Origin of the sequence: Acinetobacter lwoffii, from assembly GCF_024129735.1 — a bacterium.
GTDB classification, from domain to species: Bacteria; Pseudomonadota; Gammaproteobacteria; order Pseudomonadales; family Moraxellaceae; genus Acinetobacter; species Acinetobacter lwoffii_H.
In genome coordinates this window covers 44,796-59,848 of the sequence record NZ_JAMXXK010000008.1, presented here as the reverse complement: position 1 = coordinate 59,848, position 15,053 = coordinate 44,796, and the positions used below count along the sequence as shown (strand labels likewise).

Below are 15,053 nucleotides of genomic sequence, written 5' to 3'. Positions count from 1 at the left end.
AATTAAGCTGGAATATCACGCACGGAAGCATTACGAATAGCTGCTTTTAACGCATCATAACCACGAATTGGTGGGAATTGCGGGAATTCAGCAATCACATTTTCAGGCGCATCAAATAGGAAACCATGATCTGCTTCACCTAGCATCGTGGTATCATTATAAGAATCTCCTGCTGCAATCACACGGAAGTTCAAGCCATGTAATGCTTTTACGGCTTGACGTTTTTGGTCCGGCTGACGAAGTTTATAAGCCGAGATCATGCCTGCTTCATCTGTTTCCAGTTTATGACAGAAAATCGTCGGCCAATCCAGTTGCTTCATCAATGGATGTGCAAATTCATAGAAAGTATCTGAAAGAATAATTAATTGAAAATGCGTACTCACCCATTTCACAAATTCTTTTGCTCCTGGGAACGGCCCCATTTCTGCAATCACTTCCTGAATATCGTTCAAGCCTAAACCGTGCTGTTTTAAAATATTCAGACGTTGGGTCATCAGTACATCATAGTCAGGAATGTCACGAGTCGTCGCTTCAAGCTCTTTAATACCGGTTTTTTTGGCAAAGTTAATCCAGATTTCTGGAACCAACACGCCTTCTAAATCTAGACATACGACTTCCATGAACATTCCCTCTGAGTTGTATTGAAAAAATTTTGCACTATCATAGCTGAAGCAACAGATTTTGTACTGTACTTTTTTAAATCTATTTTTTTCATAAGTATTTATTTTTTAGTGATAAGTCAACTAAATCAATTCTATTAAAATAGATGTGAAATTAATTAATATAGGCTATGTCCTTTCCAAGCCTATATCGCCAGGACTCTCATGACCATCATTCCTACTATTGATCGTATTGATGCGTTTGCATCTGAATATGCAGATAAATCGCCCAATGAAATTTTGGCACTTGCACTGAGCCAGCAGGGTGAAATTGCGATTTCATTTTCTGGTGCTGAAGATGTTGTATTGATTGATATGGCGTCGCATCTCGGTAAACCGTTCCGGGTATTCAGTCTGGATACTGGCCGCCTACATGCAGAAACCTATCAATTTATTGAACGGGTGCGTAAGCATTATAATATCGAGATTGAAATCTGTTTCCCTGAAACAGATGCGGTACAGAATTTAGTCACCACCAAGGGTCTATTCAGTTTCTTTGAAGATGGCCATCAGGAATGTTGCGGTATACGCAAGGTTCAACCGCTACGTAAAAAACTGGCCACGCTGGACGGCTGGATTACCGGTCAGCGCAAAGACCAAAGTCCGGGTACACGCAATGAAATTCCTGTGGTTCAGGCCGATCCAGGTTTTTCCGGTCCGGGAAAGCAGTTGATCAAGTACAATCCTCTAGCCAACTGGTCCAGCGCGGATGTCTGGAGTTATATCCGTATGATGGAAGTCCCTTATAATGCCTTGCATGAAAAAGGTTTTGTTTCAATTGGCTGTGAACCTTGTACTCGCCCTGTGCTGCCAAATCAGCATGAACGCGAAGGCCGCTGGTGGTGGGAAGAAGCCACTCATAAAGAATGTGGCTTACATGCTGGCAATCTAAAAAAATAAAGTTAAGTTTTATCGCTCCTATTGATTGAAAGGCTATTTTTTTAATAAAGATAGTCTTTTTTAATTGATAATTTTACATTTAGTGACAAGATAGAAATTACCTTTTATCGGGATAATATTATTTTAATTAAAGAATTGATAAAATTTTAGCTCATTGATTTATTTGCATAAAATGTGAAATTAAACACAATGCTATTTCTCTAATAACACATAATTATTAAGTTACACTCCACTTCGCCTAGAAAATACTATTTTTAGAAATCTATTTTAAAACTAAAATTTTCACATTTCATAAACTTAGGAAGATATTTTGTTCTTGTCAATAGCCACTTTTTCACAGTTGAGGCAAGATAAAGCAGTTCATTTATATGCTAAAAAAGATATACTTTAAAAACTAAAGTAATAATTCTAACAAGGCTTTTTAGCAAAAAAGCCATAGAGAGTGCAGTGAGGCAATCCACGCTATGCGTCCATTACATCCAATTGATTTTATTTTCTTAACTTTAGAGAAACGGCAGCAGCCTATGCATGTAGGTGGACTATTTTTATTCCAAATTCCCGACAATGCGCCAGCTTCCTTTATTCAGGATCTAGTCACGGATATCCAAAATTCGAAATGCTCTCCAATCCCACCTTTTAACAATTATTTAAACGGCCTGTTTTGGGATGAAGACCAAGAATTTGATTTAGATCATCATTTTCGTCATATTGCCCTGCCAAAACCGGGCCGTATCCGTGAATTGCTAACCTATATTTCTCAAGAACATAGTGCCCTGATTGATCGTGCCAAACCTTTATGGACCTGTCATATTATTGAAGGCATTGAAGGAAACCGTTTTGCCATGTATTTCAAAATTCACCATGCTATGGTGGATGGAATCGCTGGCATGCGTCTGGTAGAAAAGTCGCTTTCACATGATCCAAATGCCAAGAGTATTGTACCGCCATGGTGTGTGGAAGGCCCACGTGCCAAACGCCTTAAAGCACCTAAAGTGAACAGGTTTAAAAATGTCCTGCAGACCATTAAGGGGCAACTGGAATGTGCGCCACGAGTTGCTTATGAACTGTCGCAAACCGTCATGAAAGATATGGGACGCAATCCGGATTATGTATCCAGCTTTCAGGCGCCAAGCAGTATTCTGAATCAACGCGTCAGTGCTTCACGTCGCTTTGCAGCCCAGTCTTTCGAATTTTCACGTTTACGTCATATTTCTAAGGCATTGGGCGTGACCATTAATGATATCGTACTGGCCATTTGTTCAGGTGCATTACGTGAATATTTATTATCGCAAAATGCCTTACCGAAAAAACCGTTAATTGCCATGGTTCCAGCTTCGGTTCGCAGTGATGACTCGGATGTATCCAACCGTATTACCATGATTCTGGCCAATTTGGGCACACATGAAGAAGATCCGCTGGAACGTCTCAAGATCGTACGCCGCAGTGTACTGAGTGCCAAAGAACGCTTCAAACGTATGAATGCCAATCAAATCTTGAACTATAGTGCTTTTGTCTATGGTGCAGCGGGTCTGAACATTGCCTCCGGTTTAATGCCGACACGTCAGGCGTTTAACGTGATTATTTCCAATGTACCTGGACCACAAGAGCCCCTTTACTGGAATGGTGCACGTCTTGAAGCACTTTATCCGGCTTCTATCGTACTGGATGGTCAGGCTCTAAATATCACCATGACCAGCTATCTAGACAAACTGGAAGTCGGCTTGACCGCATGTCGTAATGCCCTGCCGAAAATGCAGAACTTGCTAACACATCTGGAAGAAGAAATTCAACGTTTTGAACTTATTGTAGATGGCGAACCTGTCCCAAAGTTACGGGCGGTAAGCTAGCCGCGGATAAGTAAATAAGATAGATGGACTGCCAAAGGTGCTGATCATTTTTGCCAGTCCTTGAACACAGAATAAAGGGACCGATCCGGTCCCTTTGCTTTATTTTTTGAAATCTTTTTAAATTATTTTAGAACTTTTGGAAGACTTCTCGATTTAAACATCTATCCAAATCATTTTTTGATAAGTTAGAAACAATACACAAATACAATCAGCTTTTAATGGTACGGCACTGTTGTAATAATTGATGACAGACGTTACGGATCATGGTTGCGGTAATCTGAACTTCATTACCGCGCTCATCGACGATATATCCCGCATGTACAGTCTTTGGTTCTAATACGTGTTTTAGGCCTTTATGGATTACTGCTTTACTCATACTCATCACACACTCCTTTTGCTAAGCCTGAAACTGGGAGAAACGGCTTTGGCTAATTCATGCATCTAGTATTGTAAATAAAGGCCCGATTGTAAAATTTCAGATGTAACAAGTGTTTAACGATATTCTGTTACAATTTCAGCTGAGAATGATATCGTATTGCTCTTGCGTATACAGATTTTCCACCTGGAACTTAATCACGCGATTAATGAAATGTTCTAGATCAGCGACTGCAGGCGCTTCTGCTGTTAATAAACGATCAATAACAGCCGGATGCGCAACGACAGTAAAGCCACTCTGTGACTCATAAGCACGAGCATAACGCAGAATCTCCCTGAATATTTCGTAACATACTGACTCGGCTGTTTTGACATAACCGCGTCCTTGACAGGTCGGACAAGACTCGCACAGCAGATGTTCCAGCGACTCACGGGTGCGTTTCCGGGTCATTTCCACCAAGCCCAGTTCTGATACCTGAGTAATCTTGGTCTTGGCGTGGTCACGTTCTAACATGCGCTCAAACTGTTTCATCACTTCTTCACGATGCTGCGCTTCCTGCATATCAATGAAGTCGATGATAATAATGCCGCCGAGATTACGCAGCCGTAACTGACGCGCGATAACATCCGTCGCTTCCATATTGGTTTTAAAAACCGTATCTTCCAGCGAACGTCCACCAACATAAGAACCGGTATTGACATCAATTGTGGCCATGGCTTCCGTCTGGTCAATCATCAGATAACCGCCAGACTTCAATGCGACTCGAGTTTGCAATGCCTTTTGCAGGTCTTCTTCGACATTATACAAGTCAAAAATTGGCCGCTCGCCCGGATAATGCAGCAAACGGTCTTTCATATTCGGGACAAATTCTTCGACAAATTCCTGCAGCTTGGCATGAATTTCACGTGAATCCACGTAAATTTTAGCAGTTTCTTCATTGGCCAGATCACGAATCACCCGTTGCGGCAAAGGCAATTCTTCAAAGATCAAAGACGGTACTGCAATAATCTTTTGCTTGCGCTGGATATATTCCCAAAGCTTGGCCAGATAAGCCATATCCTGTGCAATGGCTTCTTCTTCAATCCCTTCTGCCGCAGTACGTACAATCACTGAACCTGGCAGCTTATGTTCTGCCTGAATCCGCTCAATGATCGAACGCAAGCGATTGCGCTCTTCCTCGGATTCAATCCGTTGCGATACACCGATATGATTGCCATATGGCATCAGCACCAAATAACGCGAAGGAATAGAGAGATCGGTAGACAGGCGTGCGCCTTTGGTACCGAGCATATCCTTCATCACCTGAACCGTGAGGACTTGTCCCGGTTGAAGTAGCTCAAAGACATTCGGCGTCGGTTGATTGCGGGGCCAGACCATATCATTGATATGCAAAAATGCCGTTCTGGACAGGCCAATATCCACAAACGCAGCCTGCATACCCGGCAAGACCCGTACCACTTTGCCTTTATAGACATTACCGACCAAGCCACGCTTGGCCGTACGCTCAACAAACAGTTCATTGACCGTGCCGTTTTCAATCAACGCGACCCGACATTCCATCGGCGTGACGTTAATCAATAACTCGTCAGACATAATTACACTCAAAACATTATAAAAATTCTTTTTATCAGCAGTTAATTTAGTGCCTTAACTGTCTGTAATAACTGTACGGTTTCATAGAGCGGCAAGCCGACCACATTGGAATAGCTGCCTTGTATTTTTGGAATATAACGTGCTGCAATTCCTTGAATCGCATAAGCCCCGGCTTTCCCCAGCGGCTCACCTGTGGCCCAGTAACTTTCCATGTCTGCGGCACTCAGGATTTGAAATTCGACCTGCGTACGTACCACTATACTGTATTTTTCATCTTTTGTACGAACACAGACACCGCTATAGACATCATGCCACCGACCGGAGATTTTTGTCCACATTTCAATGGCATGTTGCTTGGATTCTGGTTTACCCAAAATCTCACTATCGACCCCCAGACTGGTATCCGCAGCAATGATGATCGCATCTGGATAACGCTCGGCCACTGCATCAGCCTTGGCTCGTGCCAGACGTTCAACATAAGCCGCGACGGATTCACCTTCACGCACAGATTCATCGATATCCGGACTGTAGATATCAAAGCTCAGTCCGAGCTGCTGTAATAACTCACAACGCCGAGGTGAGCTGGAAGCGAGAACTATATGCGCCATTTTTTCAACATATAATAGAGAACAGGCCAAACCAGAATACTGGTCAGCATTGGAATCCAGTGCCGGGCAAAAGAAAATTGCACGCCTGCCACAATCTGGGCAAAAAAGATCATCAACAAATGCGCAACAATTGCCAGCCCCGTAATCACCCAGAGATTATTAAAGGTCAGGATACGGCGTTCACGAGTCAGGAATCGGGCTAAAAAGGCAATAATAATAAAGCTGAGGGCATTCAGACCTAAAGGTGCGTCCAGCAGCAAATCAATAAAAATACCGGTACCAAAGGCAAACCATATCCCGCACCAGGTCGGCTGACACAACACCCAGAATAGCATCACCATCAGCATAAACAGCGGGCGCCAGCCCGAGAGGGTATAAGAAAGTGGATAGACCATCAAAATCGAAGCCACGATCACCGAAATGACGATGGCAAATAAGGGATCACGATGCTTTCTGGATTTCATCTTAGCGATTGACATGCGGTTGCTCCATCGCTAATGAATCGGAAAATAACACCACCACATGATGTCCACCGGCGAGTTGGGCTGCAGGCGTCACATCAATCTGGGCAAATTCACCGGAATTATGCCGTTGTACTTTGGACACCTGCCCTACCAGATAACCTGCCGGAAAATGTTGGCCCAAGCCCGAACTATAGACTTTTTCACCGACCTTGATATTGGCGCTGGTCGGTACATATTCCATTTTTAAACGTCCCAGATCACCCGTACCCGAGACAATGGCACGCATACCTGTATGTTCCAGACGTACTGACAATGAATGTTCTTTATCAGACAACAGCATGACCCGGCTACTATGCGGATAGACATTAATAATCTGTCCCATAATCCCCTTGTCATCCAGTACGGTTTGCCCGACTTTCAGCTCGTTATTTGAACCCCGGTTGATCACAATGATATGTCTTAAAGGATCGGCATCGGTGCCAATCACTTCGGCAATTTCAATACGCCCATCAATGATCAGCGGCGTGTCCAATAGACCGCGCAAACGGGTATTTTCAGCAGAAAGTTCAGAGATTTTTTGTAAGCGTACCTGTGCCTGTAACAGCTCGGCCTGCATCGCGGTATTTTCCCGACGCAATTGAGCTTCAGACTTGGTTTGTTGATTCAACCACTCTCGCGACAATACCGGATAGCTGGCCACCGCATAAATAGGATTATAAGCAGCGTACAGGACATCCCTTGCAGGTTGAACAACATGCGGCATGCGCCAATCAAAGAAAAGCACCACCAAGCATGTTACCAATGCAATGATAAAAGAGCGAAAAGATGGCGGTTGTCGAGAAAACAGATGTGCTTGCACCCGCCGGATCCTTTTCTTAGCCTACGAATAACATGTCATGATTTGGGTTGTCGAAAAATTCGAGTACCTTGCCGCCACCACGTGTCACGCATGATAGTGGATCTTCTGCCACCACCACCGGCAGGCCAGTTTCTTTGGCAAGCAGCTTGTCCAGGTTACGCAGTAATGCACCACCACCAGTTAACACGATACCACGTTCAGCGATGTCCGAAGAAAGCTCAGGAGGGGTATGTTCTAAAGCAGATTTCACCGCAGACACGATGTTTTGTAATGGATCAGAAATCGCTTGGGTGACTTCGTCAGAATTAACCACGATTGCGCGAGGCACACCTTCTGCGAGGTTACGGCCACGAACTTCAATTTCAAGCGGTTTAGCACCTTCATCTGGCAACGCCATACCCACTTCTTTTTTGATTACTTCAGCCGTGGTTTCGCCGATCACACAGCCATGCGCTTTACGCACATAGTTAATGATCTGCTCATCAAAGACATCACCGCCAATACGTAAAGAATCGGCATAAACACAACCCTGCAGCGAGATAATCGCAATTTCAGTAGTACCACCGCCCACATCGACCACCATCGAACCACAAGCCTGCTCAACTGGCATACCTGCACCAATCGCTGCTGCCATCGGCTCTTCGATTAAACGTACATCACGTGCGCCCGCATTAAACACGGCTTCACGAATGGCACGGCGCTCAACAAGGGTTGATTTACATGGTACACAGACAACGACACGCGGTGCCGGAGTAAATAAACGGTTTTCATGTACTTTGCGAATAAACTGATTCAGCATGGTCTCAGTGACTTCAAAATCCGCAATCACACCGTCTTTCATAGGACGGATCGCTGAGATATTGGCTGGGGTACGACCTAGCATTTGCTTCGCTTCAAGACCGACTGCCGCAACAATTTTATGTGAACCACTATGACGGATGGCTACAACCGTCGGTTCATTTAATATAATGCCTCGTCCTGGCGCATAAATAAGTGTATTTGCTGTACCTAAATCAATGGCAAGATCGGGCGAAAACAAGCCTATTAGTCGTTTTAGAATCACGGGGACGTTCTCAGTTAAACTTTATATGGACGCAAGGTGGCCACTTTAACTAAATGTGATGATTTGGACAAGTCAATCGCTTATCATAACGCATGATAATTTGAATTTTTTTAATACTGATTAGGTAATATTATGTCTACATCGGATGCACAGCATTCTGCAGATTTAAGTGCAGAAACAGTTTCAGCCATTGCCAACCTTGCAAGGTTATCTCTCAATGATACGCAATCTGCTGAATATGCTCAAAGTTTAAATAAAATTTTAGGCATGATGGAAACCCTGAAAGGCATCAATACCGACGGTATTGAACCCCTGAAAAGCCCTTTCGACCACCCTCAGCCGCTACGTGATGATGTGGTTACCGAAACCAATCATCGTGAGCAATACCAAGCAGTTGCACCAGCTGTTCAGGATGGCTTGTACCTCGTACCGCGCGTGATTGAGTAATTACTACCCAGTTCATTCTTTTTATTAAATTAAACGTAAAGAATTATTTCTCATGACAGATTTACATCGCTTATCCATTCGTGAACTTAGTGAAGGTCTGGCAAATGCCCAGTTTTCATCTCGCGAATTGACTGAACACTACTTAAAGCGCATCGCAAAAATTGATGTACAGGTGAAGGCTTATGTGACGGTAACTGCTGAACAGGCATTAGCTGAAGCTGATGCTGCCGATGCTGCAATCAAAGCTGGCAATGCCTCTGCCCTGACTGGTGTGCCAGTTGCCCACAAAGACATTTTCTGTACCCAAGGCATCAAGACCACTGCCGGTTCAAAAATGCTGGACAATTTTATCTCTCCTTACGATGCAACCGTAGTAGCGAAAGGCAAAGCTGCGGGCCTGGTCACTTTAGGTAAAGTGAACATGGACGAATTCGCGATGGGTTCAACCTCTGAGAACTCATATTACGGCGCAACGGCTAACCCTTGGAACCTGGGTCATGTCCCTGGCGGCTCTTCTGGTGGCTCTGCAGCAGCTGTGGCAGCGGATTTAGCACCATTTGCAACTGGTACTGATACCGGTGGTTCTATTCGCCAACCTGCGTCATTCTGTGGCCTCACCGGCCTTAAACCAACCTATGGCCGTGTATCGCGTTTCGGTATGATTGCTTATGCATCATCACTGGATCAAGGCGGTCCGATGGCGCGTTCGGCTGAAGACTGCGCTTACCTGATGAATGTGATGGCCGGCCATGATGCCAAAGATTCAACCTCAATGGACAAAGACGTTGATGACTATGTGGCAAATCTGAACGCTACATCGGTAAAAGGCTTGCGTATTGGTATTCCAAAGCAATACTTCAATGTGGAAGGTCTGGATGCAGACGTAAAAGCACGTGTTGAAGAATCCTTAAAAAAACTGGAGGACATGGGCGCAATTCTGGTTGAGGTTGATCTCGACATGACTGAAAGCTATGTGCCGACTTATTATCTGATCGCGCCTGCTGAAGCCTCTTCAAATCTGTCACGTTATGACGGCGTGCGTTATGGCTATCGCGCAGAAAACCCGGTGGACCTGATGGACCTGTACAAACGCTCACGTTCAGAAGGTTTTGGTGCAGAAGTGCAACGCCGTATCCTGATTGGTACGTATGCCCTGTCTGCAGGTTATTACGATGCTTACTATGTAAAAGCACAGAAAGTACGTCGTTTAATTCAGCAGGATTTCCTCAAAGCATTTGAATCGGTCGATGTCATCGCAGCACCTTCTGCGCCAACGACTGCCTATAAAATTGGTGCGGATTTAACCCCGGTTGAAATGTACCTGGGCGATATTTATACGCTTGCGGTAAACCTGGCAGGGCTTCCTGCGATTAACGCGCCTGTCGGTTTTGACCAGAACAACTTGCCAGTTGGCTTACAGCTGATTGGTAATTACTGGTCAGAATCTCAATTGTTGTCTGTGGTACACCAGTATCAACAAGCAACAGATTGGCACACCAAACGCGCTGCAATTGCTGAGGAGAACGCATAATGGCTCAAGCTCAAAAATCGGCTAAACCGAAGTCCAACCTGATTGATGGTTGGGAAGTCGTTATTGGTATCGAGATTCACACTCAGCTTGCCACCAATACCAAAATTTTCTCAGGTTCATCGACTGTTTTTGGTAATGATCCAAACACCCAAGCCAGCCTGGTTGATTTAGCTATGCCGGGCGTATTGCCGGTTTTGAACAAAGAAGTGGTTGATCTTGCGATTCGCTTTGGTTTAGGTATCGATGCGTATATCGATCAGGCTTCTGTATTTGCACGTAAGAACTACTTCTACCCCGATTCTCCAAAAGGCTATCAGATCAGCCAGATGGACAACCCGATTGTGGGCTTAGGTCATATCGATATCCAGCTTGAAGATGGCACGGTTAAACGCATTGGCGTAACGCGTGCGCACCTTGAGGAAGATGCAGGTAAATCGATTCATGACCAGTTCGAAGGTATGTCAGGTATCGACTTAAACCGTGCAGGTACACCGTTGCTTGAAATCGTATCTGAACCAGATATGCGTTCGGTTGAAGAAGCCGTTGCCTATATTAAAGCGATCCACACCCTTGTTCGCTGGTTAGGCATTTCTGACGGCAACATGGCGGAAGGTTCATTCCGCTGTGACTGTAACGTGTCTTTACGTCGTCCGGGTCAACCGTTCGGTACACGTTGTGAATTGAAAAACCTGAACTCATTCCGTTTCATTGAACAGGCGATCAATGTTGAAATTGAACGTCAAATGGAAATTCTAGACTGGGATGGCACCATCGATCAGGAAACGCGTCTGTTCGACCCTGTGAAGATGGAAACCCGTTCAATGCGTTCGAAAGAAGAAGCCAACGATTACCGCTATTTCCCTGACCCAGACTTGTTGCCTGTAGTGATTGCTGATGAGCAAATCGAAGCAATTAAAGCAACCATGCCTGAGCTTCCTGCGGCACGTCGTGCGCGTTTTGTAGCTGACTTTGGTGTGACTGAGTACGATGCACACGTGCTTACGCTTACACGTGAAATGTCAGAGTTTTATGAAGAAGTGGTTAAGGCTGCTGGCGGTGCTGCGCAAGGTAAGATTGCTGCAAACTGGGTGATGGGCGAATTCTCAGGGGCGCTCAACAAAGCAGGCTTAGATTTGGCGGACTCTCCTGTATCGGCTGAAAAACTTGGCGGCATGATCGCGCGTATTGTGGACAACACGATTAACGGTAAGATCGCGAAGCAAGTATTCGGCTTTATGTGGGACGAAGGCAAATCTGCGGACGAGATTATTGCGGAAAAAGGCTTGAAACAGGAAACTGATACAGGCGCGATTGAAGCAATTATTAAAGACGTGCTTGCTGCGAACGAGAAGATGGTTGAAGAGTATAAATCTGGTAAAGAGAAAGCTTTCAACGGTCTTGTGGGTCAAGTGATGAAAGCTGCAAAAGGGAAAGCCAACCCTGCGCAAGTGAATGAATTAATGAAGAAATTGATTGGTTAATCTGATTTTTTCTTAAAAGAAAACCCGCTTTAGAGCGGGTTTTCTTCTAGTAATCTAATGTTTTTTCGAATTTTTCAAAATGTAATCTTATCTGCTCAAAATCATGTTTATCCACTTCCTTAGCGTGAGCATCTACACGTAAGCCATTAATATCATTCATCATAATCGTAAATCTGTTTTTATCAAGATTTTCAAATATGTTAGAAAAACTCGCCCACTCTCTAGATATCAAATTCATTAACTCAAGAAAGAAAAGAGGTGACTTTGTAGGATGTAAAATAGATTCTAAAGTATGACTTTTTAGTACTTCTCTTCTTTTTTCAGGCAAAGCAGAGAAAATTTTCTCTAAACCTTTTTTACCATGTATGATTTTTAAAACATTACATGATATTTCTCGTAACTTTTTCTCCAACCGATTGCGACGCAAAGATATCTCTTGTTGTTTATCTTCATCAGATAACACAAGCTTTTTAAACTTATTTTTTTCTTTTAGATATTCATCTAAAGATTCTAGATTAAGAGAATACTCACCAAATTGACTTCTTTCAATCAAACCAAACTTAATTAAATGATCTACATATGATGGAATCTCTTGTGCATAAAAATCAAATGTATCTTTATCACCTAAAGCTAAAGAAATCAGCAACTCATATTCATCAGGATACCAAGTCCCTAAAACATTAAGCATCATATCAAAATATTCATACAAGGTACTTTTATAATCTGCAATAGCTTGATTATATGAAACTTTGTCTATGACAATCGGTCTTTTACCATTTAGTTTTTTGTGAATAAAACTACATATCTGTCGTATTAAGAATGGGTGTCCACCGCAATCATTTTTTAACTTTACACATATTTCTGCATCAAAATATAATCCCATTAAATTACCTAAAGTATTCACCATTTCCTTTACTTGCTCGAATGTAAAACTTGGTAAGTAATGAATCGAAATAGATGCATATATAGGGTTATCATGTTCAAAAAAATGCGATTTTTCTACACTATTTGGATTTGTACCAACAAGCATATATGTATACAAATAATTATGCTCTTGATAGACAGATCTTAGTGTTTGCCAAAATAATATGAAATCATTCCCATTTTTCCAATGTTCAGATGAAGCTGTATAAGGAGTAATACGCTCAATTTCATCAAAAACAATTAAGACTTTTTCGAGTTTTGTAGAGTTATAAATTTTCAAAAAGTCTTCTTTGAACTGTGTAGCGCACTCTAATCCATTATATTTTTCTTGATCAATTCTAAGGTTTGAATTTTTCAATTTTTTATATGCTGATATAATTTTTAATAATAAATGATTCCACCTCAAACCATGAATAGAAGGGCTTTCACAGTCTAGCGAAATATATTTTTTATTTTCTAAATCTAATTTCCGTTGAACTGCATAAACAACCGATGTTTTTCCACTTTTTCGTAATCCAAAAATACTGGTGTGTTCAGAAGCATTATGTTTTTGGATTAATTCAGTAACCAATTGAGAACGGCCAAAAAATTGTAAATCTTTCTTTAAAGGAGAGTTAAAAGCAAATAAATCTTTTGAATAGAATAATCTTCTTAATTTATCTTGGTATAAATCGTTACCCTCAGATTTATAAATTTCACTATATGAGAATGGTATAATTATTTTTTTATCAGGATCATTTCCATAAAATTTTTTCACCTTTTCTTCAATTTCATCATCTTTGCTGATTAGGATCAAACATATACTTTCTAAGCGTGATTTATTCCCTAAAGTGTCGGCTATATGATTAACTGCATCTAATGTTCTAGGTTCAAATTTTTCATAAGGACTGAATACGCAAACGATTTCTCTATCTAAATTAAATTGTTCAGTAAAAAAACTCGTAGGCTTTACCAAGAAATAATCATATACCGAAGCAGAAATTTTCGATCTATCTCCACTAGAAGTAAGATACCAATGATCTTTCATTCTATTTAAAATGGATTTTTCAGCAGCTTTAAATCTACTCAAATTAAATTTCGAATGCATCCCAGGTGTAATTTGATCTTTCACACGAACCCTCATTATAAATATTATTTAAATTTAAATACTTAAACTAAATATTGTATCAAAAAATTTATTTAATTTCTCAATTTTGACTAACTTCACAATCTAATCTAGTAAGTTAATTATGCCTTTCTATAATTAAAGAAAGCATAAAGTTCCTAACAACAACGTTCTTCTTAGATTCCTAAAAACCTAAACCACAGCCATTTACAGTTTTTCTCAAAACTCTGTGCATTTAACATTGGTTGGCATGAACAGCCTGCACGGGAAATTTATAGTTATATACAACCGAAAGGCTATTTACTGCGAGATGAAGCGGTGAATGAAGAGTTTGAGAAGTTTTATCCTGCTTTGTTGTAGTTTGCCCTCCCCCCAGCCCTCTCCCATAGGGAGAAGGAGCAATCATTACTGATCATATAACAGCAACAATTTAATATTGGAAATTCCCTCTCCTGAAAGGAGAGGGCTAGGGAGAGGTGATTAAAAAAACCAGTTCACAATCCCAACTTATTCATCAAATCTGGCGTTAAAAATGTTGTGACCAACCGATTTAGATCAATATAACGCAACACACCTTTGAGCTGATTATTGATTTCAGGATTCTTTAAAATTTCCTCGCCTGTGGTTTTACCCAAAGCCTGAAAACTATCGCCCACAGCCTGTAAACCTTCAGCTTGAATCACCGCCTTGGTCTGTGCTGAACATTGCTCCACTAAAATGCGCTGCAACACCGTCGCCAGATTCTTGTCTAATGCTTCCTTTTGAGTCGCAGTCACATTGCTAAAAGCCTTTAAGTCCGGATGATTGCCCAATGCCACAAATGTCCATTGCAACACTGTGGTTTTATCGGTCGCTGTCGTCGATTTCATTAAACAGTCACTCAGCTGATCGACCGTTGGGCCCGCCATCGTAACCTGTGCTGCTCCCAACAATGCTGCACCTAGAAAAAATGAACGAATACGAGAAGAACTTTTTAAACCCATCACCACTTCCTTTTAATATGACATCAGCATTTTGGCGCTGAAAATAGCTTCTTTGTATCATGTAAAAAGGAAATATACTGATAGAACTCTGTAAAACATGAACTGGATTTAAAATTAATTCAGATGAAAAATTTCATCCCATCATGCTATTCATTAGATGGTGATATTGATCGAGTAAACTTAGCGTTATTATTCAAATTCAAACAAAAAAAT

The 15,053-nt window shown here is 42.0% G+C and carries 14 protein-coding genes; 5 read left to right on the top strand and 9 right to left on the bottom strand.

Going from position 1 to position 15,053, the window contains the following annotated elements; all coding sequences use genetic code 11:
• Positions 1-2 precede the first annotated feature (2 nt).
• On the bottom strand, positions 3-620 hold the full coding sequence (gene thrH / locus NI469_RS03940; protein WP_253172504.1) for a bifunctional phosphoserine phosphatase/homoserine phosphotransferase ThrH: 618 nt from the start codon (positions 618-620) through the stop codon (positions 3-5).
• Positions 621-824: 204 nt separating this feature from the next.
• On the opposite strand from thrH, the gene NI469_RS03935 reads away from it, so the two are divergent.
• Both NI469_RS03935 and NI469_RS03930 read left to right on the top strand, forming a co-directional pair.
• The gene (locus NI469_RS03935) at positions 825-1,559 is read left to right on the top strand and encodes a phosphoadenylyl-sulfate reductase (RefSeq protein WP_005262423.1); all 735 of its coding nucleotides are present in this window, start codon (positions 825-827) and stop codon (positions 1,557-1,559) included.
• 464 nt (positions 1,560-2,023) lie between these two features.
• A complete protein-coding gene (locus tag NI469_RS03930; protein ID WP_253174460.1) occupies positions 2,024-3,406 on the top strand; it encodes a WS/DGAT/MGAT family O-acyltransferase in 1,383 nt (460 codons plus the stop codon).
• Between the two features lie 208 nt (positions 3,407-3,614).
• Here the strand turns inward: NI469_RS03930 and NI469_RS03925 are convergent, their stop codons facing one another.
• The 6 genes from NI469_RS03925 to NI469_RS03900 all read right to left on the bottom strand — a co-directional run bounded on the left by NI469_RS03925 (position 3,615) and on the right by NI469_RS03900 (position 8,369).
• Positions 3,615-3,788, bottom strand: a complete 174-nt coding sequence (locus NI469_RS03925; protein WP_005262425.1) for a PA1571 family protein — start codon at positions 3,786-3,788, stop codon at positions 3,615-3,617.
• A gap of 132 nt (positions 3,789-3,920) precedes the next feature.
• Positions 3,921-5,375 carry a ribonuclease G gene (gene rng, locus NI469_RS03920; protein WP_004646221.1) on the bottom strand — a complete coding sequence of 485 codons (1,455 nt, stop codon included), beginning with the start codon at positions 5,373-5,375 and terminating at the stop codon, positions 3,921-3,923.
• Between the two features lie 41 nt (positions 5,376-5,416).
• Positions 5,417-5,983 (bottom strand): Maf-like protein, encoded by a 567-nt coding sequence (locus tag NI469_RS03915; RefSeq protein ID WP_005262426.1) that lies wholly within the window; start codon positions 5,981-5,983, stop codon positions 5,417-5,419.
• Positions 5,971-6,462 carry a rod shape-determining protein MreD gene (mreD, locus tag NI469_RS03910; RefSeq protein WP_005096176.1) on the bottom strand — a complete coding sequence of 164 codons (492 nt, stop codon included), beginning with the start codon at positions 6,460-6,462 and terminating at the stop codon, positions 5,971-5,973. The genes NI469_RS03915 and mreD overlap by 13 nt, the downstream gene beginning before the upstream one ends.
• Positions 6,449-7,306 carry a rod shape-determining protein MreC gene (gene mreC / locus NI469_RS03905; protein WP_004279362.1) on the bottom strand — a complete coding sequence of 286 codons (858 nt, stop codon included), beginning with the start codon at positions 7,304-7,306 and terminating at the stop codon, positions 6,449-6,451. Before mreC ends, mreD begins: the two co-directional genes overlap by 14 nt.
• 16 nt (positions 7,307-7,322) lie before the next feature.
• Complete coding sequence (locus NI469_RS03900) at positions 7,323-8,369, bottom strand: rod shape-determining protein (protein ID WP_004279360.1); 1,047 nt, start codon at positions 8,367-8,369, stop codon at positions 7,323-7,325.
• A 132-nt stretch (positions 8,370-8,501) separates the two neighbouring features.
• Between NI469_RS03900 and gatC the strand changes: the two genes are divergently transcribed.
• From gatC to gatB, 3 genes are read left to right on the top strand one after another with little or no spacing between them, the layout of a single operon-like run.
• Complete coding sequence (gene gatC / locus NI469_RS03895; RefSeq protein ID WP_005262428.1) at positions 8,502-8,816, top strand: Asp-tRNA(Asn)/Glu-tRNA(Gln) amidotransferase subunit GatC; 315 nt, start codon at positions 8,502-8,504, stop codon at positions 8,814-8,816.
• Between the two features lie 52 nt (positions 8,817-8,868).
• Positions 8,869-10,347 carry an Asp-tRNA(Asn)/Glu-tRNA(Gln) amidotransferase subunit GatA gene (gene gatA / locus NI469_RS03890; RefSeq protein WP_005262437.1) on the top strand — a complete coding sequence of 493 codons (1,479 nt, stop codon included), beginning with the start codon at positions 8,869-8,871 and terminating at the stop codon, positions 10,345-10,347.
• Positions 10,347-11,828 (top strand): Asp-tRNA(Asn)/Glu-tRNA(Gln) amidotransferase subunit GatB, encoded by a 1,482-nt coding sequence (gene gatB / locus NI469_RS03885; protein WP_005262438.1) that lies wholly within the window; start codon positions 10,347-10,349, stop codon positions 11,826-11,828. Before gatA ends, gatB begins: the two co-directional genes overlap by 1 nt.
• A gap of 46 nt (positions 11,829-11,874) precedes the next feature.
• On the opposite strand, the gene NI469_RS03880 is transcribed toward gatB, so the two are convergent.
• Both NI469_RS03880 and NI469_RS03875 read right to left on the bottom strand, forming a co-directional pair.
• Positions 11,875-13,863 (bottom strand): ATP-binding protein, encoded by a 1,989-nt coding sequence (locus NI469_RS03880; protein ID WP_005262440.1) that lies wholly within the window; start codon positions 13,861-13,863, stop codon positions 11,875-11,877.
• Positions 13,864-14,351: 488 nt separating this feature from the next.
• Positions 14,352-14,840 (bottom strand): hypothetical protein, encoded by a 489-nt coding sequence (locus NI469_RS03875; protein WP_005262441.1) that lies wholly within the window; start codon positions 14,838-14,840, stop codon positions 14,352-14,354.
• Positions 14,841-15,053: the final 213 nt, after the last annotated feature.